Below are 25,839 nucleotides of genomic sequence, written 5' to 3' on the forward strand. Positions count from 1 at the left end.
TATGGCAAGAGAATACAAAGACGTCGTGGTCGGGCTGGACATCGGCACATCCAAGGTCATGGCCGTGGTCGCCGAGGTGCTGCCCAGCGGCACCCTCAAGCTCGTGGGCCTGGGCGTGGCCTCGGGAAATGGCCTCAAGCGCGGCGTGGTGGTGAACATCGACGCCACCGTGCAGAGCATCCAGCAGGCGCTCAAGGAGGCCGAGCTGATGGCCGACTGCAAAATCCAGCGCGTCTACACCGGAATCACGGGCAGCCATATCCGCGGCCTGAATTCGAGCGGCATGGTGGCCGTCAAGGACAAGGAGGTCACCTCGGCCGACGTGGCGCGCGTGATGGAGACGGCCAAGGCCATCAACATCTCCAGCGACCAGCGTCTGCTGCTCGTGGAGCCGCAGGAATTCGCCATCGACGGGCAGGACGTGAAAGAGCCCATCGGCATGAGCGGAATCCGCCTGGAAGCCAAGATCCACATCGTGACCGGCGCGCAGAGCGCGGCCGAGAACATCGTGAAATGCGTGCGCCGCTGCGGGCTGGAAGTCGAGCAGCTCATGCTCAACCCGCTCGCGGCAAGCCTGGCCGTGCTCACCGACGACGAACGTGAACTCGGCGTGGCGGTGGTGGACATCGGCGCGGGAACGACCGACGTGGCGATCTTCACCGGCGGCGCGATCCGCCACACGGCGGTGATCCCGATCGCGGGCGACCTGATCACGAGCGACATCGCCATGGCGCTGCACACGCCGACCCGGGACGCTGAGGACATCAAGGTCGAGAGCGGCTACGCCAAGCAATTGCTCGCCGACCCCGAGGCCAAGATCGAAGTGCCGGGCCTGGGCGACCGGGGCCCGCGCATGCTCAGCCGGCAGGCGCTGGCGGGCGTGATCGAACCGCGCGTGGAAGAAATCTTCGCGCTCGTGCAGCAGGTGGTGCGCGAGTCCGGCTACGAGGAACTGCTGTCCTCGGGAATCGTCCTCACGGGCGGCAGCGCGATGCTTCCCGGAATGCTCGAGCTCGGCGAGGACATCTTTCTCAAACCCGTGCGCCGGGGCGCACCGAAGTATTCCAACGCCCTGTCCGACATGGTCGCGCAGCCACGCGCCGCGACCGTCATGGGCCTGCTCGAGGAGGCGCGCCTGGCGCGCCTGCGCGGCTTCAAGGTGGCGCAGAAAAGCGGCTCCATGAAGACCGCGTTCGGGCGCATCAAAGACTTCATCGTAGGGAATTTCTGACCATGCAATACCTGTTTCATCTGGCGCGCGGCAGTCCCCGCCGAATACCGCGCGGCCGCTGGCGATGTACCGGCCCCCCCGCGTTCCCGTTCCCCGTTGGACCACAGCATCCGAATTCAGAACCAGGAGTTTCAAAATGAGCATCGAAATGATCGAAACCGCACACTTCAACCAGGGCACGCAAATCAAGGTGATTGGCGTGGGTGGCGGCGGCAGCAACGCCGTCGAGCACATGATCGCGCGCGGCGTGCAGGGCGTGGAATTCGTCTGCGCGAACACCGACGCGCAGGCGCTCGGCCGCAGTTCTGCGCACCGCTTGATCCAGCTCGGCGAAAGCGGTCTGGGCGCCGGCAGCAAGCCCGAAAAAGGCCGCGACGCCGCGCAGACCGCCGAGGACGACATCCGCAGCGCCATCGACGGCGCGCACATGCTGTTCATCACCGCCGGCATGGGCGGCGGAACGGGCACCGGCGCCGCGCCCGTGATCGCCCGCGTGGCCAAGGAAATGGGCATCCTCACCGTGGGCGTGGTCACCAAGCCCTTCGACTGGGAGGGCGGGCGCCGCATGGCGAACGCCGACAACGGCCTGAGCGAACTCGAAGCCAACGTGGACTCGCTGATCGTCGTGCTCAACGAAAAGCTGCTCGAAGTGCTCGGCCAGGACATCACCCAGGACGAGGCCTTCGCGCACGCCAACGACGTGCTCAAGAACGCCGTCGGCGGAATCGCCGAAATCATCAACGAGTACGGCCATGTGAACGTCGACTTCGAAGACGTGCGCACCGTGATGGGTGAACCCGGCAAGGCCATGATGGGAACGGCCACCGCCAGCGGCCCCGATCGCGCGCGCATCGCCGCCGAACAGGCCGTCGCCTGTCCGTTGCTCGAAGGCATCGACCTGTCCGGCGCGCGCGGCGTGCTGGTGCTGGTGACCGCGGCCAAGGGCAGCCTGAAGCTGTCCGAATCGCGCCTGGCGATGAGCACCATCAACGCCTACTCCTCGCCCGACGCGCACGTGATCTACGGCGCGGCCTACGACGACAGCCTGGGCGAGGAACTCCGCGTGACCGTGGTGGCCACCGGCCTGTCGCGCCCGACCGCCGCGCGTCGCCAGCCGATCACGGTCGTGCAGGGCGGCCTGCGCACGGGAACGGACAACCGCGTGCATCAACTGCCCACAGCAGTCAACATGCCGGGCAGCAGCGCGCAGCAGACCGACTACGGCAACATGGCGGTGCCCAGCGTCTGGCGCACGAACCGCAGCCAGGCCGCAGCCCGGGTGGACGCGCTGTCCTCCGGCGGAATGGACGACCTGGAGATTCCGGCGTTTTTGCGCAAGCAGGCGGATTGATGGGAGGTACCGCGTTTGCGCATCGCGCTGAACCACAGGTGGGACATGCCGGCGCCCAAGACGGACCCGAAGGCAGGCATCGGCAAGCCGGCACTGTATGGCCGTGTGCGCGAGATCCTGGCCGCGGCGCGCACGGGCATTGCCCGGACCGTGAACACCACCCAAGTGATGGCCAATTGGCTGATCGGGCGCGAAATTGTCGAAGAAGAGCAGCGGGGCCGGCGTCGCGCGGGCTATGGCACGGCGCTATTGGGCGAACTGGCCGAGCGCCTGCGCACCGATTTCGGCGCAGGCTACGGGGTGGACAATCTGGAGTTGTTCCGACGCTTCTATCGGGAGTATCCGCAGTTGTTGGCCGAGGCGGTGCCAGAGAGGATTTCCGACGCACCGCGTCGGAAATCCTCAGCGCACGCCGCAGCGGCTGACTTGAACGCGGGTTCTGCCTGCAAGTGGCTGAAAACGGCTGGCTTGTCCAACGTTTTCCTGGACGACTACCTCTGCTTGCGATGCACGGGCGATCAGTCCCTTCGCGTCCGATGGGGGCACATGAGGTTGTTGTGCGTTCACACGAGACGACGAGGAGCCTTTGAGAGAATCTGTTTCTCGACAACAAGAACGGTTCTCCCTCGATGGCATCCCCTTACGCTGGCAAGCCCGTAACGCAATGGGCAGACGTTACCCGTGCCTTGGTGCAGGCGCACCCGCTCACACTGCCCGTCATCCACGACGCGGCGCAAGCAGCTTGGGCGCGACTGTGGAGTACCACGGTGGGCGATGCGGCGTTGGGCTTCCCGTTTGCAGAGGCTGACCCGCCTGCTACTGTCGTGGGTTACTTCTTCGAGAAGCTGTTTGCAAAGGAGCTTGCGGCGCGCTTTCCTGCCGTGTGGCGCGGTGGTAAGGGGTCGGAGAAAGACTTGCACTGCCTGACCAACGACGCGCTATCGGTAGAGATGAAGGCATCCGGGCAACTGGGCTACAAGGTGTACGGCAACCGTAGCTACGGCCAACAGGTGGAGAACGCCGACGCCGCGAAGAAGGAGAAGGAGAAGGACAAATCGGGCTACTACATCACGATCAACTTCCATGGCCAAACGCTGACGATGCTTCGGTTCGGCTGGATTGACGCTGACGACTGGCAGGCGCAGAAGTCCGCCACCGGGCAAATGGCCGGACTGGACGATACCGTGTACAGGCACAAGCTGATGACCATCCCCGGCCCTTACATCCTCAACGGGCCGGTACAGCTTGTGGATGGCGCGGGGCCGAAGGCAGCGGCGGAACTGACGGCGGCGGGGTTGACCACCATCGGCCAGCTGGTAAGCACGAAGACTGTCCCCGCCCAGTACGCGAAGCTGCAAGCCGCAGCGCGCGAACGGTACAAGGGGTTGTACTAAAACAGCGACGCGGTTTGGCGCTGGGCGTCGGCGATTCGTTCAGCTGCAATGGCGCAGTAGTCCTCGCGGATTTCAAAGCCGATGGAGTACCGTTCCCACCGCAGACAGGCGTCAATCGTCGAGCCTGAGCCCAGGAAGGGGTCAAGTACGATGCCGTCAGCGGGCGAAAAGCCCTTGATGGAGCGCTCGCACAGGTCAAGCGGAAACTGCGCCGGGTGCGGGGTACGCTCCTTGGAGGCGCGGCCCTCGCCGGAAGTGACCTTGGCGATTTGCCACACGTCGGACGGGTTCTTGCCGATGGTGTTGCAGCGCAGCTTGCCCTTCTTCTTTTGATTCGGGTACGCCACGTCGGGGTCGCGGATGTCGTCCAGGTTGAAGCAGTAACGCTCGGAGTTCTTGACGTACCAAAGCAGCTTCTCATTGCGGGGCGACAGGAACTTCTTGGCCGCAACGCCCGCCCCGTAGTTCCAGACAATCTCTTGCTGGAGGAAGAACGGCACCCGGTTCCACAGCAGGTACGGGATGGGGATGGACTTGGCGCGGTCGGGCAGCGACACGTATCCCACGTTCAGCAGCAGCGCCCCATCGGCGGTGGTGGCCCGGTAGATTCTGTTGATCCAGTCCGCGCACCAGTCGATGAATTCCTCCATCGGGCGCACTGTCTCGTACTCCTTGCCGATGTTGTACGGCGGGGATGTGAAGGTCAGGTCAAGGCTTCCAGCGGGAACGCGGGTCAGCAGCTCGCGGCAGTCGCCGTTGTAGATGGCGTGGCGCGCGCCGCGAGAGGCGGGCTTCCCCAGCGCGGCCAGCAGCGTTTCAAAGCGGGCCTGAGCGCCCACATTGACGGGTCGGGTGGCGGGTTCGACGAACGACGGGGCGATGACGGCCTGATCCATTGCGTCTATTTTCCTTTGCTGGTTTCGGTCTTGGCGGCGCCGCCCTCCAGCAGCGGCCACCGCGTCACGAGGTAGCTTTGCACCGCCTCCCGCACCACCCAAGCCAGCGACACGCGCTGGTCAAGCGCGATGCGCTCAAGCTCGGCGTACTGGTCTTCGGGGAAGCTGACCGAAGCCCGCACGGTGCGTTCCGCCGGGGCGGTGTAGGACTGGATGCGTCGATTGGCCATTGCTGTAAGGGGTCGGTATGGGTGCAGCAGGTGTCTGCATCAGACTACACCACTTTGATGCAAGTTTGCTTGAGCCATCCGGGTAATCACCAGGCTCCAAAACCGCTTTTGTTTTGATAATCGGCGGTCAAAAGCGCTTTTGCCCCGTCGCCTGCCCCATGTCCATTTCCAGCCTTGCCGAATCCCTCGGGCTGTCCATCTCCACGGTGTCGCGTGCGCTGAACGGCTACACCGACGTCAGCGCAAGGACCCGGGAGCGGGTCGAGGCGGCGGCCAAGGCCATCGGGTATCAGCCGCATCCGGTTGCGCACCGGCTGGCAACAGGGCGCACCGGGGCGATCGCGCTGGTGTCGTCGCTGCGCTCCGGGAATTACCTGGACGCGACTTTTTCCGCCTTGCTCGCCGGCGTATCCGAGGCGCTGCGCCCGCGCGGTTATTTCGCGTTGTCACTGGTGTTGCCTACCGGCGATGACGAGCTTCCCGAACTGGAGCGGCTGCTGGCCGGTCGGCTGGTCGATGGCGTGATCCTGGCGCGCACCCGCATCGAAGATCCGCGGGTGTCGCTGTTGCAGCAGCGCGGCCTGCCCTTCATCACCCATGGGCGGACCCAGGGCAACGCGCCCCATGCCTGGGTGGACGCGGACAATGTACGGGCCTTCTTCCTGGCCACCGAGCGCCTGGCCGGCCTGGGCCATCGGCGCATTGCGCTGATCAACGGCCAGCCGCAGATGACTTTCGCGGTCCTGCGCGAACAGGGTTTTGCCAGCGCCATGCACGCCTTCGGGCTGGACCCGGCGGCCTGTCCGGTGCGGCACGGCGAGCCCACTGCGGCGGATGGCTTGCGCATCGCATCCGAGCTGATCGCGGAAAACCATGCCCGCCAAGGCCATGCGGCCGGGCCGGTCACGGCCATGCTCTGCGCCACCGACGCCATGGCGCTGGGCGCGATGGCCGCCATCCGCGCCGCGGGCCTGGTGGTCGGGCGGGCCATCTCGGTGATGGGCTACGGCAATTCCGAGGCCGGGCTTTACGCCGAACCACCGCTGTCCACCATCGACCACGCCCTGGTCGAGAACGGCCATCACCTCGCGCAGTTGCTGCTCGAGCAGTTGCAGGGCGGCGCTCCCGCGGCGTCGCACCGCAGCCACCTGGCCGCAGTCTCGCTGATCGTGCGCCAGTCCGACGGCCCCTGCCCGCACACCCCGACGAGCCCTTAGAACACGACAGGAGATACTCCATGCCTTTGCGATCCCTGGCTGCCACCGCCTGCCTGCTGCTGGCCACATGGGCCAACGCCCAGACCACCACCATCGTCTCGACCCAGATGCGGCCGGTGGAAGAGGCAGAGAAGGTGCGCAACGTGATCCTCAAGGGCTTTCCCGATGCGGTGAACTTCGTCCCCGAGGACGGCAACACCTTTTTCACGCGCATGAAGGCCGAGCTCGGTGCGGCGCAGGGCAGGGTGAGCATGGCCATCGCGCTCGACGGCGAGCTCGCACCGGTGAACCAGATGGGCGGCCTGAGCGACCTGGACGATCTGGCCAAGCGCCTTGCCGGTAGCCGCGAGATCTCGGCATCGATCATGGCCCTGGGCAAGATGGGCGGCGAGCACCAGCGCTTCATTCCGCTGATGACCAACACCTTCCAGATGGCGGCGAACAAGAAGGCGCTGCCGTACCTGCCCGCCGGCGCCAACGTCAACAGCCTCAGCTATGCGCAGCTGCGCGACTGGGCAAAGGCCATGAAGGACGCCACCGGCGAGAGCAAGCTGGGCTTTCCCGCCGGGCCCAAGGGCCTGTGGTGGCGCTTCTTCCAGGCGTCCTTCTACCCCAGCCACACCGGCGGCATCGTGCGCACCTTCAGGAACGCTGACGCGCAAAAGGCCTGGGCCGATTTCCGGGAGATGTGGGCCTACGTGAACCCGCGCTCCACCAGCTATGGCTTCATGGAAGAGCCGCTCAAGAGCGGTGAGGTCTGGGTGGCCTTCGACCACACCGCGCGGCTGCTGTCGGCGCTGGTCGAAAGGCCCAACGATTTCCTGGTGTTCCCCGCGCCTGCCGGCGCCAAGGGCCGCGGCTTCATGCCGGTCATCGTCGGCATGGCGGTGCCGAAGAACGCGCCCGACAAGGCCGCTGCCGAGCGCGTGATCGACTACCTGACCCGGCCCGCCGCGCAAGCCGCCATCTTGCGCGAAGTTGGCTTCTTCCCCGTCGCCCGGGCCGATTTGTCGCAGCTGTCGCCGGGCGTGCAGCTGGCCTCCAACGGCATGGCGGCGGTATTCGCGGCCAAGGACGGCCGGGCCTCGCTGCTGCCGGTGCAACTTGGCGCCAAGGGCGGTGAGTTCAACAAGATCTATGTCGATACGTTCACCCGCATCGTTCTGCGCAAGGAAGACATCCGGACCGTGCTGGACGAACAGGGCAAGCTGATGGACGCGTTGCTCAAGGAGGTCGGCGCACCCTGCTGGGCGCCCGATGCGAGCAGTGGCGCCCAGGTCTGTTCCGTGCAGTAAGCGCGCGGCACCGGCGTCCATCCATTCGAGTACCGTGCAGCGGCTGCGGCCGTCCCTTGCCATGCCCGCCCAACGGACCCCCTATCTGCTGATCGCACCCAGCGTGCTCTTCCTGCTGGTGCTGTTCATCTGGCCCTTGGCCGAGACGGCCCTGATGGCCTTTCGCACCCCTGAACAGGTGTGGACCGGCGCATACGTCGCCAAGATGTTCGGCGACCTGAACTTCAAGGTGGCGCTGAGAAACACCCTCATCCTGGTGCTCGCCGTCGTGCCGCTGCAGATGGTGCTGGCCCTCGGCATGGCGATGATGCTGCAGAAGATGCAGCGCGGCCGCATGGGCTTTCTCTATGTGTGGACGATCCCGCTGGGCGTGAGCGACCTGGCCGCGGGCCTGGCCTGGCTCGCCATCTTTACCGACCGCGGCTACTTCAACACCGTGCTGAGCGGCGTCGGCCTGGTCAGCGGACCGGTGTCCTGGCTCAGCTACCAGAACCCGGCGGTGCTGTTCGCCTGCGTGATCGTCGCCGAGCTCTGGCGCGCCACCGCCATCGTGCTGGTGATCCTGCTGGCCGGCGTGCAACTCATCCCCAAGGAATACGACGAAGCGGCCGAGGTGTTCGGCGCCGGCCCGTGGACGCGTTTCGTGAAGATCACGCTGCCGCTGCTCAGGCCCAGCCTGCAGAGCGCGCTGATCCTGCGCACGGTGCTGGCCTTCGAGGTGTTCGCGGTGGTCTACGCGCTCGCCGGGCGCGACCTGCCCATCCTGGTCGGCGAGGCATACAACTGGCAGGGCGCCTACCAGAACACCCACGTGGCCTCGGCCTATGCAATGTTCATCTTGCTGCTGTCCATCGGCGTCACGCTGTTCTACCTGAAGGCGCTGAAGGTGAACCGGGAGACCTTGTCGTGAAGTCGAACACGCGCTTCCTCTACGCGATGGCCAGCGTGCTGGCGATTTGCTGGCTGGTGCCGATCTACCTCATCGGCCTGAGCGCGCGGACGCCGCGCGAGGCGGTAAGCGCCTGGCCGAACCTGCCGATCCTGGTCGGCGAGGCGTACAACTGGCAGGGCGCCTACCAGAACACCCATGTGGCCTCTGCCGATGCAATGTTCATTTTGCTGCTGTCCATCGGCGTCACGCTGTTCTACCTGAAGGCGCTGAAGGTGAACCGGGAGACCTTGTCGTGAAGTCGAACGCGCGCTTCCTCTACGCGATGGCCAGCGTGCTGGCGATTTGCTGGCTGGTGCCGATCTACCTCATCGGCCTGAGCGCGCTGACGCCGCGCGAGGCGGTGAGCGCCTGGCCGAAGAGCCTGTGGCCGGGCACGCTCTCGCTGGACACGCTGAGCTTCTTCGTGCACTACACGGGGGTGTGGACGGCGGTGCTCAACAGCGTCATCGTGGCGCTGCTGAGCATGCTGTTCGCCGTGCTGCTGGGCGCGCCCGCCGGGTATGCGCTGGCGCGCTACGACTTCGTCGGCCAGAACGTCTACCGGCTGCTGATCGTCATGACCCGGGCCTTTCCGCTGGCGATCCTGGCGCTGCCGCTGGCCACGCGGTTCATCGCCGTGGGCCTGTACGACACGCCGCTGGGCGTGGCCCTGGTGCACACCGCGCTGGCGCTGCCGTTCTCCATCCTGGTGTCGTCCAGCCTGTTCATGGGCATACCGCGCGAGTTCGAGGAGGCGGCCTGGACGCTGGGCTGCACGCGGGTGCAGGCCTTCGCGAAGATCGTGCTGCCGCTGGCGCTGCCGGGCATGGCCGCCACCATGATCTTCAGTTTCGTGATCTCGTGGAACGAGGTGTTCGCGGCCAGCGTGCTCACGCTGAACCAGCGCACGCTCACGGCCTTCCTGTTCGCCAGCCTGGAGGAAAGCCCGCTGCATTTCCGCTTTGCCGGCGGCTTCTTCCTGATCCTGCCCTCGCTCGTTTTCATCTTCATGGTGCGCAAGTACTTGTTCGCCATGTGGGGCATCTCCAACCGCTGAGGCCTGCGCCATGTCCGCCATTTCCATCCGATCCGTGCGCAAGGAATTCAAGGGCCACCAGGCGCTCAAAGCCATCGACCTGGAAGTCCGGGACCAGGAGTTCTGCGTGCTGCTCGGCCCGTCGGGCTGCGGCAAGACCACGCTGATGCGCATCATTGCCGGGCTCGAGACGCAGACCGCCGGCGACGTCCTGATCAACGGCAAACGCATGAACGGCCTGCCACCGCGCAAACGCAACATCGCCATGGTGTTCCAGAACTACGCGGTGTTTCCGCACATGACGATCGCCGAGAACATCGGCTTCGGCCTGCGCATGCAGAAGGTCGGCGAAGAGAAGGTCCGCACGCAGGTGCTGCGCGCCGCCGCGCTGATGCACATCGAGCACCTGCTCGAGCGCTTCGCCGGGCAGATATCGGGCGGCCAGCGCCAGCGCGTGGCCGTGGCCCGGGCGCTGGCGGTGGAGCCCGACGTGCTGTTGATGGACGAGCCGCTGAGCAACCTCGACGCCCTGCTGCGCCTGGAGATGCGCAGCGAACTCAAGGGCCTGCTGCGCGACATCAGGACCACCACGCTCTACGTGACGCACGACCAGACCGAGGCCATGAGCCTGGCCGACCGCATCGCCGTGATGCACGGCGGCGAGATCGTGCAATACGACGCGCCGTCCACCGTCTACGTGCGCCCGGCGACCACCTTCGTCGGCGGCTTCATCGGCAACCCGCCGATGAACTTTCTGAGCTCGGTGGCGAGCCATGCCGCGCTCGGCGTGCGCGCGCCGCACGGCGCCACGGTGCTCGGCATCCGACCCGAAGACCTGGACCTGGTGGAGCAGGGCGGGCTCGAGGTGTCGGCCAAGGTGGTGGAGATGCTGGGCGCGTCGCAGCAGGTGAATGCGCGCGTGAACGACGAACTATTGCGCATCAGCACCTCGGCGCTGCCCGCCATCGCGGCGCAGCAGCGCGTGCGCGTCCGGGCCCGGCCCGGCGCCGCGCGCTGGTACGACGCCGAAGGCCGCCTGGCGGCATGAACCCTTCAACCCCCCGACCTCGACGAACATGAGCCTGAACCAACAAGCCCGCGCGATCCTGACCGGCAACGACCGCGGCGGCTACACCCTGCCGACCGACGGCCTCTATCCCTTTCAATGGAACTGGGACGCCAGCGTCACCGCGCTGGGCTGGATGTGTTTTGCGCCGGCGCGTGCCTGGGAGGAGATGCGTTGGTTGTTCAAGGGCCAGTGGCAGGGCGGGCCGAACGACGGCTTCCTGGCGCACATCGCCTTCCATGCGCCGAGCGACAGTTATTTCCCCGGAGCCGACGAATGGGGCACCGACGGCGCGCCCGGCACCGAGGCCCTCCGCACCCGCACCAGCAGCATCAGCCAGCCGCCGCTGCACGCGACCATGGTGCGCTGGATGTGGCACCGCGCCCAGGCCATTTCGCCGCAAGCAGCGGCCGAAGCCGCCGAGCAGGTTCGGGGCTTGCTGCCCGGCCTGCTGGCGCATCACCGCTGGTGGTACCGCGCGCGCGATCCGGACCGGAGCGGCCTGGTGCTCAACATCCACCCCTGGGAAACCGGCATGGACAACTCGCCCGCCTGGGACGTGCCGCTGGCCCGCGTGCCGCAAACCACCCGGCCCTACACCCGGCACGACCTCGGTCATGTGGATGCATCGATGCGTCCGCCGCAAAGTTTCTACGACCGCGTGGTGTACCTGATGGACTTCAACCGCGCGCAGGATTTCGACCCCGTGAAGATCCTCGCGTCCTGCCCGTACCGGGTGCAGGACGTCGGCATCATCAGCATCCTGCAGCGCGCGGGCATCGACCTGCTCGCGCTGTGCGCTGCGTGTGCCTGGGACGGCGACGTGCAGGATCTGCACGCGGCGCTGGCGCGCACGCACAACGCGGTAGAGGCGCTGTGGTCCACCCGCTGGAATCAATACGTCTCGCGCGACGCCATCACCGGCGAGTTGCTGGACGTGCCCACGTCCTCCGGCCTGCTCGGCGCCTACGCCGGCTTTCGCCACGACCTGGGCCCCACCGTGGCCGCGTGGCTGGCGGAGACCCCGTATGCGCTGCCGTCCACGCGCAGCGGCTTCCCCGGCTTCGAGCCGCTGCGCTACTGGCGCGGCCCGGTCTGGCAGCACGTCAACATGCTGATCGCCGATGGCCTGCAACGCCAGGGCCATGCCCATTTGGCGCAGGCCATCCAGGCGTGCTCGGCGGCGTTGTTCGATGCATCGGGATTTCACGAGTACTACGACCCGCTGACGGGGCGCGGCCTGGGCGGCAGGGCCTTCTCCTGGGCGGCGGCGACTTGTCTGCACTGGACCGACGGCGCGATGAAGAAGCAAGCGGGGGGTGCCTGAATTTTTTCTGATGCATCAAGCGCTCTGCCAGGCGACGGCGAGTTGCTTGTCGCGCGCCATCAGGCCCAGGTGCGCGCCGATCACGTGCTGCACGCGCTGGAGCAACTCCACGCTGTTGGCTGCGCAGTGCAGGCTCAGCGTGTCGCCCGTGCGCTGCGCGCGGCAACGGCCAAAGAGAAAGTCGATGTCGGCGTGTTCGCTGTCGAACGTCACCGGCACCTTGATGGCGAAGTGTTTGCACATCCTGAAGAGCACCCGGTCGGCCTGCGGCACGGTGATGCTGGCGGTACTGGTTGGCATGGCGGAAACCCGATTCGGGAAGGAAGACGAAAGACAAAGAGAGCCCAGGCCGGCCGTCAAGCCGGGCGGTGCGACCAACTCAAAACCGGGCAAGCAGCGTGAGGGCGTAGCGGCGCCCCTCGTCGAGCATCCAGTTGCCATGGAGACCCTGGGTGCGGGCGCGGGCGTCCACGTCGATGCGTTCGTCGGTGGCGTTCATCACCGTGAACTTCAGGTCCACGCCGGGCGCCAGCGCACCGCGCGCACCCAGGTCCCAGGTCGTGGAGGCCTCGCGCTCGCGCACGCCCAGTGCGCTGTTGCGGAAGGCGGCCCAATACTGCTTGCCGATGTAGTGGGCCGCCGCTTGCAGCGTGAGCCGGCTCAGCGCTTGCCATTCGAGTCGCCAATGGGCTTGGTTCCTGGGCGTCTTGTCCAGCGGGTAGCCGGCCAGGGAGTCGCCGTTGAAGGCGCTCTCGCCGCCGCGGCGGCGCGAATCAGTCAGCGTGTAGCTGCCGCTCAGGCGCCAGTCTTTGGCGAGCCGGGTGCCCGCCCCCAGTTCCAGGCCGGTGATGTCCGCGCGCGCCATGTTGTCGTAGACGTAGATATTGCGGCCTCGCACACGCGGGTCGGCAACGCCGGTGTCGTAGCTGGCGACGCGGTTCTTGAACTGGTTGTGGAAAACCGTCAGGCTGGCGAAGTTGCCGCCAGAATCCCGGCGCAAACCGATTTCGCCGTTGACGCTGGTCTCCGGCCTGAGGTCCTGGTTGCCGCACAGCGTGCCGGCCACGGCGCCCGCAGCGCCGCCGCCGCCCGTGGTCATGCAGTAGCCCGCCGCGCTCTGGCGCAATGTGGGCGCCTTGAAGCCACGGGCCACACCGCCGCGCAGGGTCCAGTTTTCGTCCAGCGTGTAGACGCCATACAGCCGCGGGCTGACTTGGCTGCCATAGGCCGCGTCATGGTCCAGGCGGGTGCCGGCGGTCAGCACGAAGTCGCGCCCGATGGCGAAGTCGTTCTCGGCGGAGAGGGCCCAGGAATCGCGCTGGATGGTGTCCGGATTCGCGGCCAAGCCGGCGACCACCGCCTGCCTGGCCACGCCGCCCAGGCTTTGCCGGATGTATTGCATGCCCAGCGTCAGGGTGTTGGCGTCCTTGGCCCAGGGCAAGATGACGCGGCCCTCCAGCGCGCCGTTGCGCAGCTCGGGCTCCACCGGGGACCGCCCCGCCGGCAACCACTGCGTCTGCGTGCCGGTTTCGCCATAGAGCGACAGGAAGCTGCGCCCCCAGTTGCCGCGGCCTTCGTGCGTCAAGCCCCAGGACTCCCGGCTGTGCCCCGATCTCAGGATCGTCGCCGGCGTGGTCGCATCGGCGATGCTCAGGCCCGGCGTCAGCAGGTAGCTGAGGGATTCATGGCCGAGGTGGAAGCTCAGGTCCTGGCCGGGCGTCAGGCGTGCGCTGAACTGCAGCCCCACGTTTTCATCGCGCTGGCCGTGGGCGCCGCTGGTGGCGTTCAGCGGGAAGTAGACGCCGTCCTCGCCGCGTCGGCTCGTGGCGCCGAAAATGCGCAGACTCAGCCGCTCGTCCACCAGCGGACCGCCGAGCCAGAACGCCATGCCACGCGAATCGCCCAGTTCATGGTGCGCCTGCTGCACGGCATGCGCGGCGAGCGAGGCGCCCCAGCGCGCTGGCTGAGCGCGCGTGATGATGTTCACCGCGCCGCCCATCGCGTCGGCGCCGTAGAGCGAGGACATCGGGCCACGAATCACCTCGATGCGCTCGATGGCAGCCAGCGGCGGCAGCAGATGGGATTGCACCCCGCCGCTGCCGCGGTTCATCGTCTCGCGGGTGTTCTGGCGTCGGCCATCGACCAGGATCAGGGTGTATTCGCCGGGCATGCCGCGCAGTGAAATGTCCTGGTCGTTGGGGTTCGCGCCGACGATGCCCACGCCCTCCACCGAGCGCAGCAGGTCCATCACGGTGCTCTCCGGCCTGGACTCGATTTCCTTGCGCTCGATCACGGTGACGCTGGCCGGCGCGGCGCGCACCGCCTGCTCGCGCTGGCTGGCGGTGACGGCAATGGGCGCCAGGCTCGTTTCGGCCGCAGGCTCCTGGGCCAAGGAGGAAGCGCCTGCGCCCAGCAGCCCCGCCGCGATCACCAGGGAATGCGGCAAGGAAACGGGGGCGCGGCCGGGCGCATTTCTTCTGTGCATGTCCGCTCTCCAAATAGAAACGATTCGTATTTGATTTTTAAGCATTCCGACGGCAGAACGTTTGTGCGGCGCACAAAGGTGTTTGCGTCAGTTGGCGGTACCCGCCACAGAGGGGTTGCATGGAGGCTTCGGCTGCAATCGATGCCCGGCCGGCGCTGTGCCCCGCTTCAGCGCTGTGCCGCGCGGCGTGCCTCCTTGGGCGCCATATCAAAGCGGCGCCCAAAGGCCGTGGCGAAATTGGCGGCGCTGCCATAGCCCGCCAGTGCAGCGGCCTGCTTGATGCTGATGCCGTCGCGCTCGAGCGCGGTGCGGGCGCGTTGCAGGCGGCTCTCGCGCATGAAATCAAACACCGTCGTGCCATAGGCGCGGCGGAAATGGCGTTGCAGCGTGTTGGCGTTCATGCCGGCGTGGCGGGTGATGTCGTCGAGCGAGAGCGTGTCGGCGGCCGCGCTGCCCAGAAATTCGCGCAGGTCGCGCAGCCGCCTGGCCAGCGCCGCATTCGGGGCCGGTGCTGGCTGGCCGGCCGGCTCGCCGGCTTGCAGCGGCGCCAGCGCCTCGGCCAGCAGGTCGAGCAGCCGGCTGTCCTGATACAGCAATTCCATCATCGGCGCGCAGGCCGGCGGGTGCAGCACCTGCTCGGCCAAGGCCACGGCGCGCGCCGAGGGCTGCCAGTCGCGCAAGGCGAGGTGGCCGCTGAGCAGCGCCTCCAGTGCCGCCGGCATGCGCGTGCCGCTGGCCGCCTGCAATTGATGCAGCCAGTCGTGCGACACGCAAAGACTGAGTCGCCGCGCGTAGCCACCGTGGCGGATGCGGCGGCTGAAGGATTCCGGCTCGGTGGCATTCACCATCACGCAGCGCGGCTGACCGCCGGCTCTGCGGGCGCCGCCGTGCGCGGCCTGGACGCAGCCGTCGTCGGCCGCGGTGCGCATGAGCACGCGTCGCTCTCCGTAAGCAATGTCCAATCCGCCCTCCAGCAGAAACACCAGGTGCAGCCCGGGCGCGCAATGGCCCTGCACGGTGGCGTCGAGCGCGTCGATGGCGTCGTCGGCATGCACGCGCAGCCCCGGCTGGAGCACGCGCACGCGGGCCGCGTGCGCGGCCAGCCACGCATGCTCAGCGGGCGCCGCAGGGCCGGACTGCGGGGGAGGGCTGGATCGTCGCTGGCTCATGGGTGCGGACTTCCTTGGGGTTCGGGTTGGCATGCGGACAGGGCTGCGGCAAAGCAGAACGTGGCTGGCGCAAACGGAAAACCGCAGTGCGGGCACGGTGCCGCTGCTAGACTTTTGCCATGCAAACAGGAATCGTTCTCATTATGTGGCGTATCTGTTCCATGCCCATGCCGGTGCAAAATTTCTGTGCCTTTCTGCCTCAGCCGCGTGCCAGCGTCGGGCTCTTTTTCCGGCTCTTGCGGCTCATTGCCCTGCTGACGGCGTTGCCCGCGTCGGCCAATGGCCCGGTCACCGTGACCGACTTGGCCGGGCGCAGCGTGCGCATTCCGGCCCGGGTGGAGCGCATCCTGCTGGGCGAGGGGCGGCTGCTGCCGGCGCTGGCGATCCTGGAGCCGGGGGACCCGAGTGCGCGGCTGGCCGGCATGATGGGCGATTTCGAACAGCTCGACGCCGCCGGCTACGCCCAATGGCGCGAGCGCTTTCCCAAACTGGACGCGGTGCCGCGCGTCGGCCGCTCCCAGGCCGGCAGCTTCAGCGACGAGCGCGCGCTGCAGTTGCGCCCGCAGGTGGCGATCTTCGGCCTGGGCGGCGGCCACGGCCCGGGCGAGCGCGACCGCGAAGCCTTGGCGCGCCTGGAGGCCGCGGGGGTGGCCGTCGTCTTCGTCGATTTCCGCCACGACCCGCTGGGCAATACGCCACGCAGCATCCGCGTGCTTGGCCAGGTGCTGGGCCAGAGCGAGCGTGCGGCGGCATTCAACGCCTATTGGCAGCAGCAGTTGCAGCGGGTGCGGCAGCGGCTGGCCGAGCGCAAGCCCGCTGCGCCAACGGTGTTTCTGGAAAGCCGGGTCGGCCTCATGAGCGAATGCTGCGACACCATGGTGGGCATGATGGGTCGGTTGCTTGATGCCGCGGGCGGACGCAACGTCGCGCGCGGACTGCTGCCGGGCGAGCAGGGCATGCTCAACCCCGAACTGCTGCTCGCGCGCCAGCCGGCGGTGTACATCGGCACCGCCATCGGCTCGGTGCCGCAAACGCCGCAGCAACAACGGCAACAACAGGCCTCGCAGCGCATCGTGCTGGGCGCCGGTGCCACGCCGGAGATGGCGCGCGCATCGTTGCGCGGCAGCCTGCGGAGACCGCTGATCAGCCCCTTGCAGGCGGTTCAGCAGGGCCGGGCGCATGCGATCTGGCACCACTTCTACAACTCGCCGTTCAACGTGGTTGCCGTGCAGGCGATGGCCCAGTGGCTGCATCCCGCCCTGTTCGCCGATCTTGATCCGCGCCAGACGCTGCAGGAGATGTACCGGCGCTTTCAGCCCATCGCACTGCGGGGGGAGTACTGGATCAGTGTCGAGCCCTGAACGACATGCCACTTTGCTGCCCCCGTGGACAAGCCGGCGCCGGCTGCTGGGTACGGGCCTCGCGCTGTGCGCGCCCGGCGCAGCGCTGGCCGCGGCGCCAGCGATGAGCAGCCCGGTGCCGCCGCTGGTCGGCAGCCCGGGGGTGCGCCTGGCGCGCACGCACCGGATCGACTTGGCCGAAGCCGCCGGCCGGCCCCGCCGGCTCTTCGTCGCACTGCCCCAGGGCCCCGTGCCGCATCGCGGCCACCCCGTGCTGTGGACGCTGGACGGCAACGCCCTCTTCCCCCTGATGTCGGCCCTGCTGTGGCAGCGCTCGGCGCGGCCGGCGGACATGCGAGTCGCACTGCCGGTGATCGTTGGTCTGGGCCACCCCGGCGAGGCGGCCTATGAGCAAACGGCGCGCGCCGAGGACTACACGCCGCCGCCAGGTCCGGCGGCGGGACAGGCGGATCGCCTTTTGGATTGCTTGGCGCAATTGCAGGCTTGGCTTGCGCACCAACTGCCAATCAACGCCACGCAGCAAACGCTGTTCGGCCACTCGTTCGGTGGGCTGCTGACGCTTTATGCGCTGTTCAGCCGACCGGCGCTGTTCCAACGCTACTTCGCCGCCAGTCCTTCGATCTGGTGGGGCGATCGAGCCATCCTGGTGCACCGCGACCGCTTCCTGCAGCGCCCCGCGGGCGGCGGCGATGACGGCCGGCGTCTGCTGCTCACGGCCGGCAGTCTGGAGGAAGGCGCGACCAAGCCCCTGGCGGACCCCGGGCGCGAGCGCCGCCAACGCGAGCGGCGCCAAGTCGGTTCGGCACGCGAGCTGGTGGCCAGCCTCGCTGGCGCACCGGGTTTGCGCGCCGAATTCCGATTGCTCGATGGGCAGGACCACGGCAGCTTGGTGTTGCCCAGCTCGGCGCTCGCGCTGGATTTGGCCACTGCTCCGACATGAGTCTCGACCCCGGCATCGCCCCCTTTGAAGACCTGCGCCGCGGCTACCGGCGCCTGGTGCGGCGGCGCTTGGCTGCTCTGGCCGGGCTGCTGCTGGTGCTGCTCTCGCTGCTGGCGCTGGACATTTCCACCGGCCCGGCGCGCTTTCCCTGGACGCAGCTGCTGACGGGTCTGTGGCAGCCCGGGGCACTGCCGCTGGAACAGCGCGTGATCCTGTGGCAGGTGCGTCTGCCCAGCGCGCTGCTGGCGGTGCTGGTGGGCGCGGCGCTGGGGCTGGCGGGGGCCGAGATGCAGACGGTGCTGAACAATCCGCTGGCCAGTCCTTTCACACTGGGGCTGTCGGCAGCGGCCAGCGTGGGCGCCTCTGCGGTGGCGATCAGTGGCTGGACCTGGACGCTGTGGAGTGAAAACCTCGCGCTGACGATCGGCGCCTTTGCCGGCGCGCTGGTAGCCACTTTGCTGATCGTCTGGCTGGCTTGGCGCCAGGGCGCGGGCACCGGGACCGTGGTGCTGTTCGGCATCGCCTTGATGTTCAGCTTGGAGTCGCTGCTGTGGCTGCTGCAGTACATCGCCGACAACGACGCGCTGCAGCAGATCGTGTTCTGGACCATGGGCAGCCTGGGCCGAGCCAGCGGCACCAAGATCGCGCTGCTGGCCGCTGTGCTGGCGCTGGCCGGCCCGTGGGCCGCCCGCGACGCCTGGACCCTGACCGTGTTGCGCGGCGGGGACGAGCAGGCGCGCAGCCTGGGTCTGCCGGTGGAACGCCTGCGCGTGCTGGTGTTGCTGCGCATCAGCCTGGTCACGGCCACCGCGCTGTCCTTTGTCGGCACCATCGGCTTCGTGGGCCTGGTGGGTCCGCACGTCGCGCGCCTGCTGGTCGGCGAGGACCACCGGCACTACCTGCCCGCCGCCGCGCTGTCCGGGGCGCTGATGGTCTGCGGCGCCTCGGTGCTCAGCAAGAGCGTCGTGCCGGGGGTGGTGCTGCCGATCGGCATCGTCACGGCGCTGATCGGCGTGCCGATGTTCATGCTGCTGCTGGTGCGCCGCAGTGCGTCGGCCCATGAATGACGGCGCCGGCTTCTGCATCCATGCGCTGGATGCGGGCTACGGCAGCCGCCGCGTGCTGTCGCAGCTGTCGCTCGCGCCAGCCACGCCCGGCAGCATGATCGGCCTGCTGGGTCCCAACGGCGCGGGCAAGTCCACTGTGCTGCGCGCCTGCGCACGCCTGCTGCCGGTCCAAGGCGAGGTGCGCTTGGGCAGTCTGGACTTGCTGCGTTGCCCGCGCGACCAACATCTGCGCCACGTGGCCTATCTGCCGCAAGTGCTGCCGCAAGCCTCCACGCTGCGGGTGCTGGAGAGCATTGCCGGCGCGCTGCGGGCGACCCGCCCCGATCTGCGGGGCGGCGAACGCGAGGCCCGGCTGCAAGCCGTGCTCACCGAACTCCAGTTGCTGCCGCTGGCGCTGCGGCGACTCGACCAACTCTCCGGCGGGCAGCGCCAAATGGTCGGCTTGGCGCAGGCGCTGGTGCGCCGCGCGCCGCTCATGCTGCTCGACGAACCGACCAGCGCACTGGATCTGCGCTGGCAGATGCTCACCTTGCAGGCGCTGCGCCAGGCGGCACGCGAGCGCGGCGCGATCGTCTGCGTGGCCCTGCACGACCTGAATCTCGCCGCGCGCCACTGCGATCGCCTGGTGCTTCTGGGCGCCCCCGGGACGGCTTGTTTGCAACGGGGGGCGGGCGCCGTGGCGGGGCCGCCTGGGTTTGCGTGCACGGGCGGCCTGCTGGCCGAGGGCGCGCCGGATGCGGTGCTGCGGCCGGAGCTGCTGCGCGCGGCCTACGGCATCGAGGCCCGCGTCGAACGCAGCGCCGGGCAAGCCTGCGTGGTGGTGTTGGTGGAGCGGGCGCTGCCGCTGCCGGAGTGGGCGGGCGCCGGAATCCCTGTATGTAAGTTGGGGTAACATTATATTCCATAACTTTTGGGTAAATACATTGGGGTAAGTCCTGCTGCACAAATTTTCAAATTTCCGTTCAATGTGACTAGGGCCTGTCATCAATTGAGCCAGACGACCGAAGCGGCGAGATGAACAGCGCCGAGGAAATTGCGTGCAGTTTTGTCATAGCGAGTGGCGATGCAGCGGTATTGCTTGAGCTTGGCAAAGAAGTTCTCGATCAGATGGCGTGCTTTGTACAAATGCCGGTCGTAGTCACGTTGGTCGTTGCGCTTACTGCGTGGCGGGATCACGACGGTCTTGCCTGCCTTGAGCAGTGGCTCGATCACCCGATCCTGGGCGTCATAGGCCTTATCGGCCAAGATTGCATCTGCTTGTATGTCTTTGAGCAAAACGTCAGCTCCTTGGAGGTCGTGCGCCTGGCCAGGCGTCAGGAGAAAGCCTGTGGGATTGCCAAGCGCATCGACCGTGGCGTGGATCTTGGTACTTGCTCCCCCACGACTGCGACCTATGGCTTGGTTTTCTGGCGTCCTCCCTCTTTTTTTTTTGCCCCTGCGCTGTGCTGATGGGCTCTAACAATGGTCGAATCGATCATCACGTACTCGTTGTCCCGGTCTTGCGACAAAGTCTTGAAGATGCGCTGCCAGACATCCGTTTTGCTCCATCGCGAATGGCGCAGATGTACTACCCGAAAATCTCCGAACCGCTCGGGCAGGTCGCGCCACGGGATGCCCGCACGGTATCGGTACAACACCGCCTCAACGAACAAGCGGTTATCGCGTGCCGTCGCCCCAACGTGCCCCTCGCGCCCCGGCAGCATGTCTTTGATGCGCTCCCATTGGTCTTGCCTCAGCGCGTACCTGTGGTTCATCAGCCTTCCTTTGTCATCGTGTTCCGAGTTTAGCGCCGGAGTGACTTCAATTGATGACAGGCCCTAGTTCACACGTTCAGACAACTTTGAGGTATCTCTGTGTTCATAGATCAGCGTTGTTGTACAAATCAGCCTTCGAAGATGCACTTCCCTAAGAACACCAACCCAGGTGATGCGCACGAGCTGCGGGCGGGCCAAGACGGCCATGCGATTGAGCACGCTCGCACGGATGGCGACATTGATAACCTGCGAGACAATTGGATCGGGCGTCCGCGCCTGGAGACATTCGCAGCCGGTGCGGGCGTCAGAAGGCTCTTGTCAATCCACACCGTGATATCTCCTCTGGCAATCAGCCCGGTGTTGTACTGCGCCCAGTTCTTGACACGGTAGGTCGCCTTGGGCTCGGTTCGTTGGCTGGTGTCTCTGCGCATGTTACTGCAGAGGGAATTACCGGCATGAACCCTTTGGCCTATACGCCGCGCGCTTGCAAACCGGAAGGCGTCTTCAGCCTGCCGGGCATTTCCTGCAAGCTCTATATCGTCCGCTCGGCGCGCAACGCGCAGACGCCTACGCCGTCCCGCGAGGTGCTGGCGGCGGCACTCGAAACGGAGTTTGCAGCGTGGGGCACCAACCCGGCCGATCACGCGCTGGGTTTCGCCATCATCCATTTCGCCGACGACGGCTGGTACCTGCTGCTGTCCCGCTGGAACGACGCAAACAATCTGCGTCATCGCGTGCGCGAAATCAGATTCAACGATGACGGCATCGTCGCCACGCCGCTGGCGGACCCGTGGATCGTCTCCTGTGTGTGGGAATTGCGCGTGATGATGTTCGAAGCCGATGCGTGGATCGACGCGGTATTGCGTCCCGGACCCGAGACCGTGACGGAGCAGGCCGCGCAGCGCTATCTGTCGACCTTCTGCGAGGGCAACATATGATCGTCCGCCCCGTTGCTCCCGGCGACCTGACGCCCATGCTCGATCTTTGCCGCGACCATGCCGCCTATGAACAGTTGCCCTTTGAAGAAAACGGCCAGGTCGCGCGCTGGGGCGAGGCTTTTTTCTCCGGTCGCCCCCACCTGTACGGCTGGGTGTGCGAAGAGGACGGACGCCTGTACGGCTACATGACCGCGACGATCGATTTTTCCACCTGGAATGCGCGTCCATTTGCATATCTCGATTGCCTCTATCTGCTGCCCGAAGCCCGTCGAAACGGCAACGGCAAGCACCTGATGACAACGCTCGCGAATTTCGCCGCCGCTCATGGCTGCCCGGAAATCCAGTGGCAGACGCCACCGCATAACGACCTCGGACTGGGCTTTTATCGCAAGCTGCCCGGTGCGGTGGAGCGCACCAAGGCGCGCTTCACATGGCCCGTCGAAGACTCGGGTTCGGAGAAGGCGCAATGAGCGAAGTCGCGCTGCACGAGCTCACGCCTCTAACCGTGCCTGGATGGACGCCTATGTGGACGTGGCCGCCGCAAGCCGAAGGCGAAACCGTGACCCGAATGGATGTGCCGCTGGGCGACCTGTTCGCCTATGGCTGCGTGCATAGTCCGGACAAGATCGCTTTGGCGGACCGGCGCGACGCTTACGACTATGCGACGCTCGAAAGTCTGGCGTGCTCGATGGCGGCTGCGTTGCAACAGGGGCATAACGTCGTATCCGGCGACCGGGTCATGGTGGTCGTGCGCAAATCCTGCCGCGTGCCGCCGCTGGCCGTGGCCATCTGGAAGCTCGGCGCGGTTTATATGCCGGTCGATGCCGAAGCCCCACCGCAGCGTCTCGCCGCGATGGCCGCGCGCACCGCGCCCAAGGTGGTGATCACCATCGGCGCCGCACCGGAACTGGAACGGGCCACGGTCGACGTCGAAACCTTGACCGCCACGCCCGACACGCCGTGGCGGGAAAGCAGCTACCGCCATCGGCCCGAGGACATCGCTTATATGATCCACACCTCCGGTTCGACCGGAGTGCCGAAGGGCGTCGAGATTTCGGTGGAATCGCTGAAATGCTATTTCTCGGCGCATAACGCTGTGCTGCGCTATCACCCGAACGCACGGATCTTCAGCCTCGCCGCGTTTCATTTCGACGTGTCGATCGAGGATACGCTGCTGCCTTTGTCGCTCGGCGGATATGTCTACCAGTTCAACCGGCCGATTACCGGCGACATCATGCGCAAGGCGCTGGTGGCCGAACAGATCACGCATCTGATCGCCGTGTCGACCCTGCTCACGATGATGTCGGAGAAAGAATCGCTCATCACCGCCGACACCTTCCCGCAAATGGAAATGATCATGACGGGCGCGGAGCTTTGCTCGCCCCGCGTGATCAGCCTGTGGAAGCAGCGCCTGCCGCATGCCCGGGTAATCAACGCCTATGGCCCGACCGAAGTGACGATCGTGTGTGTGTGCCACGAAATCGCGGCGGCGGACTTCGATCGGACCGAGCCTTATCCGATCGGTCGTCCGCTCGAGGGCGTGACGGCGCTGCTGCTCGATCACGAAGGATGCGACGTCACCGAACCGGGTATCGAGGGTGAACTCTGCCTCGGTGGAACGCAGGTCATGACGGGCTATGCGAACCAGCCAGAAGAAACCGCCAAACGCATTTTCGTGCGCGACGGCATCCGCTTTTATCGCTCGGGCGATATCTGCCGCCGCGACGTCAACGGCGACATCCACTTCGTCGGCCGTAACGATGCCGAGGTCAAGATTTTAGGGCGGCGCATCCATCTCGGCGAGATTCAGAACTGCTGCCTGGCCGTTCCCGGTGCGGAGCGCGCGGTGGTCGGCGTGATCCGGCGCGGCGAGCGGCAACTGATCGCCGCGATCATCGTCGGCGCGGGGCCTGCGGTGGTCGAGGCCGCTCAGCGCCGGGTCGGCGAAACGCTGCCCGCGTACATGCAGCCCGCTATCTGGGCGCTGACCGACGCCAACGTGCTGAGCCGGTCCGGCAAGACCAACGATGCAAGCTTGTTGACCCGGCTCGACGAACGCTATGCGCCGGGCTGCGACCCTGTCCTCATGATCTAGGAAACTGCGATGACCCAGTCTGCAAACTATCTTGCCGAGGTGCGAATGCTGATCGCGAAGCTGACCGACAATTTCGTCGATTCGAGCACCGTCATGCCGGAAACCTCGCTCTCGGCACTCGGCGTCGATTCGTTGACGACCGTCAACCTGATGGTCAGCCTCGCAGAAACGGCCGATGTCGATCTCGAAGATTATTTCGACGAGATCGAAACGCCCGCGACCGTGGGCGATCTGTGCCGGATCGCCGGCCTGTTTGCCGATGGCAAAGCGTCATCGTCATGCACGTGAGCCTGTCTGCGCCGCCTGAACCGGTCGACGCGGATACGCCCGACCTCGCGCCGCTTGCCCGCGTCGTGATGACGATGGGCTGGCGGCTCGCTGCGGCGACCGTGCAGAGCGCGCAGGGGGCCACCCTGGCGCGCCTCGTGGACCGCGTCGAGCAATCCGCGCCAGTGGGCAAACGCGCGGAAGTCGAGGTGCTGTTTTCCGATGCCGCGGACCTCCGGCGGCGCTTGACGGCGCTGCGCGATGAAGCGGTTTCCAGCCATAGACTGATCGTGGCCGGCGGCACGACGCCCGACGAGGTTCGGGCGATCCTGAGTGATCTTGCTTTCGATCCGTTGCAGGCGAGCGTATTCGTCGCGCCGCCGTCCAGCCCGCTGCAACTCTGGCTGTGTGACGCGCACGGAAACGTCGCGGTGAACCTGCACGAGCAGACGCCGCGCGTGCCTTTGGCGCGAGATTTCGCGAGCGTGCTCACGGCCCGCAAGATCATGCTGCGCGCAGACGCGCAAACGAACGACTATGGCCGTGCGAGTGCCGCGCGCTGGGTCGCGGCCTATTCGGGCGCGCCTGTCGCCGAGATCGACGTCACGCCGTCTGCCGATCCGCTGCGACGGACCTACCGGCCGAAGACGGACTCGGGCCGCACGCTGGTCTATATTCACGGCGGTGGCATGGTCTATTATGACCTCGACGTATTCCAGCCCTTCATGACGCATCTTGCGGCCCTCACCGGCATGAAGATCGTCGCGCTCAGCTACGACAGGTTGCCGGAAACGCCGGCGCAGCAGTCCATCGACGCCCTGCTCGTGCGCATTGCCCAATGCGTCGAAGAGGAAGGTCAGGTTGTCCTCGCCGGCGACAGCATCGGCGGGCTGCTGGCGCTTTTCGCGGCGACCCGGTTGCCGCCCGGCACGGTCAGTCAGATCGTGTTGATCTATCCGGTCCTTTCGCTGCACGACTATCACGCGTCCTACGAAGCGTACGGCCAGGGCTTCCTGCTCGATGCAAGCGCGATGCGCTGGTTTCGTGCGCTCGTCGCGCCCTACTTCGCCGCGCGCGGCTTCGATCCGATATCGTTGGCCGCCGACACGCTGGCGGACATTCCCATCGACCTCATTTCCGCCGGTTGCGATGTCCTCGCTGACGAAGCCACGCAGTTTGCGAAACGCACCAACGTGCAGCATCTGCATTGCGCCGATCTGCCGCATGATTTCTGTCTGTACGCAAACAGGATCGCTTCAGCTCAAACCGGTTTGAACAGAATCGTTACCGCTCTAACCCACTCAAGGAGATAAACATGTCTATCGAACAAATGGTGCATTACCAAAGCAAGCTGGCTTTTGAAATGGATTCGTGGGACGTGTACGTCGCGTTGAAAAACGGCGACCCCATCGTCATCGTGGATGGCCGCTCGGCCGAGGCCTATCAGCAGGAGCACATTCCGGGTGCGGTCAACCTGTGGCACAAGGCCCTCTGCTTCAACACGACCGAATCGCTCGACAAGTCGAAGATCTACGTCTGCTATTGCGACGGCATCGGCTGCAACGCGTCGACCAAGACCGCGCTCAAGCTGCTCACGCTCGGCTTTCAGGTTCGCGAACTGATCGGCGGACTCGACTGGTGGAGACGCGACGGCTATCAGACGGACGGCGTCAAGGCCCAGGCCGGGACTGAAATCGTATGCGGTTGCTGATCGGCGGCTGAACGGCTGATGAGGCGCTGCTGAGCGCCCACCCCTCTTCGGAATACCGGCAACTTTGCCGATTTATAA

At 66.3% G+C, this 25,839-nt stretch carries 27 protein-coding genes and 2 pseudogenes; 21 read left to right on the top strand and 8 right to left on the bottom strand.

The features are described 5' to 3' along the window. The first annotated feature begins 1 nt into the window (after position 1). The 4 genes from ftsA (at position 2) to D5041_RS09580 (ending at position 3,976) form a co-directional block, all read left to right on the top strand. Positions 2-1,231 (top strand): cell division protein FtsA, encoded by a 1,230-nt coding sequence (ftsA, locus tag D5041_RS09565; protein ID WP_010103118.1) that lies wholly within the window; start codon positions 2-4, stop codon positions 1,229-1,231. 136 nt (positions 1,232-1,367) lie between these two features. Next, entirely contained in the window at positions 1,368-2,582 is a 1,215-nt protein-coding gene (ftsZ, locus tag D5041_RS09570) for a cell division protein FtsZ (RefSeq protein ID WP_265284568.1), read from the top strand. 15 nt (positions 2,583-2,597) lie between these two features. Beyond that, positions 2,598-3,242, top strand: a complete 645-nt coding sequence (locus D5041_RS09575) for a DUF1016 N-terminal domain-containing protein (protein ID WP_265284569.1) — start codon at positions 2,598-2,600, stop codon at positions 3,240-3,242. Next, entirely contained in the window at positions 3,212-3,976 is a 765-nt protein-coding gene (locus tag D5041_RS09580; protein WP_265284571.1) for a ScaI family restriction endonuclease, read from the top strand. Before D5041_RS09575 ends, D5041_RS09580 begins: the two co-directional genes overlap by 31 nt. Here D5041_RS09580 and D5041_RS09585 read toward each other — a convergent pair. After that, positions 3,973-4,872, bottom strand: a complete 900-nt coding sequence (locus D5041_RS09585; protein WP_010103110.1) for a DNA-methyltransferase — start codon at positions 4,870-4,872, stop codon at positions 3,973-3,975. The genes D5041_RS09580 and D5041_RS09585 overlap by 4 nt on opposite strands. Positions 4,873-4,877: 5 nt before the next feature. Next, positions 4,878-5,102: a ribbon-helix-helix domain-containing protein gene (locus D5041_RS09590; RefSeq protein WP_010103109.1), complete on the bottom strand. Its 225-nt coding sequence runs from the start codon at positions 5,100-5,102 to the stop codon at positions 4,878-4,880. Positions 5,103-5,260: 158 nt separating this feature from the next. Between D5041_RS09590 and D5041_RS09595 the strand changes: the two genes are divergently transcribed. The 7 genes from D5041_RS09595 (at position 5,261) to D5041_RS09625 (ending at position 11,974) form a co-directional block, all read left to right on the top strand. After that, a complete protein-coding gene (locus tag D5041_RS09595; RefSeq protein ID WP_265281666.1) occupies positions 5,261-6,319 on the top strand; it encodes a LacI family DNA-binding transcriptional regulator in 1,059 nt (352 codons plus the stop codon). Positions 6,320-6,339: 20 nt separating this feature from the next. Beyond that, positions 6,340-7,614, top strand: a complete 1,275-nt coding sequence (locus D5041_RS09600; RefSeq protein ID WP_265281664.1) for an ABC transporter substrate-binding protein — start codon at positions 6,340-6,342, stop codon at positions 7,612-7,614. 61 nt (positions 7,615-7,675) lie between these two features. Further along, positions 7,676-8,524 (top strand): carbohydrate ABC transporter permease, encoded by an 849-nt coding sequence (locus D5041_RS09605; RefSeq protein WP_265284573.1) that lies wholly within the window; start codon positions 7,676-7,678, stop codon positions 8,522-8,524. Beyond that, on the top strand, positions 8,521-8,802 hold the full coding sequence (locus D5041_RS09610) for a hypothetical protein (protein ID WP_265284574.1): 282 nt from the start codon (positions 8,521-8,523) through the stop codon (positions 8,800-8,802). Before D5041_RS09605 ends, D5041_RS09610 begins: the two co-directional genes overlap by 4 nt. Further along, the gene (locus D5041_RS09615) at positions 8,799-9,602 is read left to right on the top strand and encodes a carbohydrate ABC transporter permease (RefSeq protein ID WP_265284575.1); all 804 of its coding nucleotides are present in this window, start codon (positions 8,799-8,801) and stop codon (positions 9,600-9,602) included. The genes D5041_RS09610 and D5041_RS09615 overlap by 4 nt, the downstream gene beginning before the upstream one ends. 10 nt (positions 9,603-9,612) lie before the next feature. Further along, entirely contained in the window at positions 9,613-10,629 is a 1,017-nt protein-coding gene (locus D5041_RS09620; protein ID WP_265284577.1) for an ABC transporter ATP-binding protein, read from the top strand. 28 nt (positions 10,630-10,657) lie between these two features. Continuing rightward, entirely contained in the window at positions 10,658-11,974 is a 1,317-nt protein-coding gene (locus tag D5041_RS09625; protein WP_265284579.1) for an MGH1-like glycoside hydrolase domain-containing protein, read from the top strand. Between the two features lie 15 nt (positions 11,975-11,989). Here D5041_RS09625 and D5041_RS09630 read toward each other — a convergent pair whose 3' ends face one another. The 3 genes from D5041_RS09630 to D5041_RS09640 all read right to left on the bottom strand — a co-directional run bounded on the left by D5041_RS09630 (position 11,990) and on the right by D5041_RS09640 (position 15,628). Further along, a complete protein-coding gene (locus D5041_RS09630) occupies positions 11,990-12,274 on the bottom strand; it encodes a DUF2218 domain-containing protein (RefSeq protein WP_265281658.1) in 285 nt (94 codons plus the stop codon). A gap of 79 nt (positions 12,275-12,353) precedes the next feature. Then, positions 12,354-14,459: a TonB-dependent receptor domain-containing protein gene (locus D5041_RS09635; RefSeq protein ID WP_265284580.1), complete on the bottom strand. Its 2,106-nt coding sequence runs from the start codon at positions 14,457-14,459 to the stop codon at positions 12,354-12,356. Positions 14,460-14,626: 167 nt separating this feature from the next. Beyond that, complete coding sequence (locus tag D5041_RS09640; protein WP_265284581.1) at positions 14,627-15,628, bottom strand: helix-turn-helix transcriptional regulator; 1,002 nt, start codon at positions 15,626-15,628, stop codon at positions 14,627-14,629. A gap of 167 nt (positions 15,629-15,795) precedes the next feature. Between D5041_RS09640 and D5041_RS09645 the strand changes: the two genes are divergently transcribed. The 4 genes from D5041_RS09645 to D5041_RS09660 are packed head-to-tail and all read left to right on the top strand — an operon-like array spanning position 15,796 to position 19,888. Beyond that, positions 15,796-16,989, top strand: a complete 1,194-nt coding sequence (locus D5041_RS09645) for an ABC transporter substrate-binding protein (RefSeq protein WP_265284583.1) — start codon at positions 15,796-15,798, stop codon at positions 16,987-16,989. A gap of 13 nt (positions 16,990-17,002) precedes the next feature. After that, positions 17,003-17,929 carry an alpha/beta hydrolase gene (locus D5041_RS09650; RefSeq protein ID WP_265284584.1) on the top strand — a complete coding sequence of 309 codons (927 nt, stop codon included), beginning with the start codon at positions 17,003-17,005 and terminating at the stop codon, positions 17,927-17,929. Beyond that, positions 17,926-18,996 (top strand): FecCD family ABC transporter permease, encoded by a 1,071-nt coding sequence (locus D5041_RS09655; protein ID WP_265284586.1) that lies wholly within the window; start codon positions 17,926-17,928, stop codon positions 18,994-18,996. The genes D5041_RS09650 and D5041_RS09655 overlap by 4 nt, the downstream gene beginning before the upstream one ends. After that, positions 18,989-19,888 carry an ABC transporter ATP-binding protein gene (locus tag D5041_RS09660; RefSeq protein ID WP_265284587.1) on the top strand — a complete coding sequence of 300 codons (900 nt, stop codon included), beginning with the start codon at positions 18,989-18,991 and terminating at the stop codon, positions 19,886-19,888. The genes D5041_RS09655 and D5041_RS09660 overlap by 8 nt, the downstream gene beginning before the upstream one ends. A 92-nt stretch (positions 19,889-19,980) precedes the next feature. On the opposite strand, the gene D5041_RS09665 is transcribed toward D5041_RS09660, so the two are convergent. The 3 genes and pseudogenes from D5041_RS09665 to D5041_RS09670 all read right to left on the bottom strand — a co-directional run. Continuing rightward, positions 19,981-20,750 (bottom strand): IS5 family transposase gene (locus D5041_RS09665; protein ID WP_407702210.1). Its coding sequence is split into 2 segments (ribosomal slippage): positions 19,981-20,397 and positions 20,400-20,750, totalling 768 coding nucleotides; the frame shifts between segments, so codons are not numbered across the junction. Between the two features lie 171 nt (positions 20,751-20,921). Next, positions 20,922-21,035 (bottom strand): annotated as a pseudogene (locus tag D5041_RS22115) (IS5/IS1182 family transposase); the annotation flags it as partial. Next, positions 20,993-21,181, bottom strand: a pseudogene (locus tag D5041_RS09670) (IS5/IS1182 family transposase); the annotation flags it as partial. The pseudogenes D5041_RS22115 and D5041_RS09670, both read right to left, overlap by 43 nt. A 24-nt stretch (positions 21,182-21,205) precedes the next feature. On the opposite strand from D5041_RS09670, the gene D5041_RS09675 reads away from it, so the two are divergent. The 6 genes from D5041_RS09675 to D5041_RS09700 are packed head-to-tail and all read left to right on the top strand — an operon-like array spanning position 21,206 to position 25,761. Then, complete coding sequence (locus tag D5041_RS09675) at positions 21,206-21,688, top strand: hypothetical protein (protein WP_265284588.1); 483 nt, start codon at positions 21,206-21,208, stop codon at positions 21,686-21,688. Continuing rightward, positions 21,685-22,158, top strand: coding sequence for a GNAT family N-acetyltransferase (locus D5041_RS09680; RefSeq protein ID WP_265284590.1), 474 nt, complete (start codon positions 21,685-21,687; stop codon positions 22,156-22,158). Before D5041_RS09675 ends, D5041_RS09680 begins: the two co-directional genes overlap by 4 nt. Next, positions 22,155-23,783 (top strand): amino acid adenylation domain-containing protein, encoded by a 1,629-nt coding sequence (locus D5041_RS09685; RefSeq protein ID WP_265284591.1) that lies wholly within the window; start codon positions 22,155-22,157, stop codon positions 23,781-23,783. The genes D5041_RS09680 and D5041_RS09685 overlap by 4 nt, the downstream gene beginning before the upstream one ends. 9 nt (positions 23,784-23,792) lie before the next feature. After that, positions 23,793-24,071 (top strand): acyl carrier protein, encoded by a 279-nt coding sequence (locus D5041_RS09690; RefSeq protein ID WP_265284593.1) that lies wholly within the window; start codon positions 23,793-23,795, stop codon positions 24,069-24,071. Continuing rightward, entirely contained in the window at positions 24,062-25,363 is a 1,302-nt protein-coding gene (locus D5041_RS09695) for an alpha/beta hydrolase fold domain-containing protein (RefSeq protein ID WP_265284595.1), read from the top strand. The genes D5041_RS09690 and D5041_RS09695 overlap by 10 nt, the downstream gene beginning before the upstream one ends. Positions 25,364-25,365: 2 nt before the next feature. Next, a complete protein-coding gene (locus D5041_RS09700; protein WP_029554696.1) occupies positions 25,366-25,761 on the top strand; it encodes a rhodanese-like domain-containing protein in 396 nt (131 codons plus the stop codon). Positions 25,762-25,839 lie beyond the last annotated feature (78 nt).

It is taken from the genome of Verminephrobacter aporrectodeae subsp. tuberculatae, from assembly GCF_026127385.1.
GTDB classification, from domain to species: domain Bacteria; phylum Pseudomonadota; class Gammaproteobacteria; order Burkholderiales; family Burkholderiaceae_C; genus Acidovorax; species Acidovorax aporrectodeae.

Coding starts and splice junctions, on each gene's coding strand:
- ftsA (WP_010103118.1), top strand. CDS start 2: ATGGCAAGAGAATACAAAGACGTCGTGGTCGGGCTGGACATCGGCACA.
- ftsZ (WP_265284568.1), top strand. CDS start 1,368: ATGAGCATCGAAATGATCGAAACCGCACACTTCAACCAGGGCACGCAA.
- D5041_RS09580 (WP_265284571.1), top strand. CDS start 3,212: ATGGCATCCCCTTACGCTGGCAAGCCCGTAACGCAATGGGCAGACGTT.
- D5041_RS09585 (WP_010103110.1), bottom strand. CDS start 4,872: ATGGATCAGGCCGTCATCGCCCCGTCGTTCGTCGAACCCGCCACCCGA.
- D5041_RS09590 (WP_010103109.1), bottom strand. CDS start 5,102: ATGGCCAATCGACGCATCCAGTCCTACACCGCCCCGGCGGAACGCACC.
- D5041_RS09595 (WP_265281666.1), top strand. CDS start 5,261: ATGTCCATTTCCAGCCTTGCCGAATCCCTCGGGCTGTCCATCTCCACG.
- D5041_RS09600 (WP_265281664.1), top strand. CDS start 6,340: ATGCCTTTGCGATCCCTGGCTGCCACCGCCTGCCTGCTGCTGGCCACA.
- D5041_RS09605 (WP_265284573.1), top strand. CDS start 7,676: ATGCCCGCCCAACGGACCCCCTATCTGCTGATCGCACCCAGCGTGCTC.
- D5041_RS09620 (WP_265284577.1), top strand. CDS start 9,613: ATGTCCGCCATTTCCATCCGATCCGTGCGCAAGGAATTCAAGGGCCAC.
- D5041_RS09625 (WP_265284579.1), top strand. CDS start 10,658: ATGAGCCTGAACCAACAAGCCCGCGCGATCCTGACCGGCAACGACCGC.
- D5041_RS09630 (WP_265281658.1), bottom strand. CDS start 12,274: ATGCCAACCAGTACCGCCAGCATCACCGTGCCGCAGGCCGACCGGGTG.
- D5041_RS09635 (WP_265284580.1), bottom strand. CDS start 14,459: ATGCACAGAAGAAATGCGCCCGGCCGCGCCCCCGTTTCCTTGCCGCAT.
- D5041_RS09640 (WP_265284581.1), bottom strand. CDS start 15,628: ATGAGCCAGCGACGATCCAGCCCTCCCCCGCAGTCCGGCCCTGCGGCG.
- D5041_RS09645 (WP_265284583.1), top strand. CDS start 15,796: ATGCCGGTGCAAAATTTCTGTGCCTTTCTGCCTCAGCCGCGTGCCAGC.
- D5041_RS09655 (WP_265284586.1), top strand. CDS start 17,926: ATGAGTCTCGACCCCGGCATCGCCCCCTTTGAAGACCTGCGCCGCGGC.
- D5041_RS09660 (WP_265284587.1), top strand. CDS start 18,989: ATGAATGACGGCGCCGGCTTCTGCATCCATGCGCTGGATGCGGGCTAC.
- D5041_RS09675 (WP_265284588.1), top strand. CDS start 21,206: ATGAACCCTTTGGCCTATACGCCGCGCGCTTGCAAACCGGAAGGCGTC.
- D5041_RS09680 (WP_265284590.1), top strand. CDS start 21,685: ATGATCGTCCGCCCCGTTGCTCCCGGCGACCTGACGCCCATGCTCGAT.
- D5041_RS09685 (WP_265284591.1), top strand. CDS start 22,155: ATGAGCGAAGTCGCGCTGCACGAGCTCACGCCTCTAACCGTGCCTGGA.
- D5041_RS09690 (WP_265284593.1), top strand. CDS start 23,793: ATGACCCAGTCTGCAAACTATCTTGCCGAGGTGCGAATGCTGATCGCG.
- D5041_RS09695 (WP_265284595.1), top strand. CDS start 24,062: ATGCACGTGAGCCTGTCTGCGCCGCCTGAACCGGTCGACGCGGATACG.
- D5041_RS09700 (WP_029554696.1), top strand. CDS start 25,366: ATGTCTATCGAACAAATGGTGCATTACCAAAGCAAGCTGGCTTTTGAA.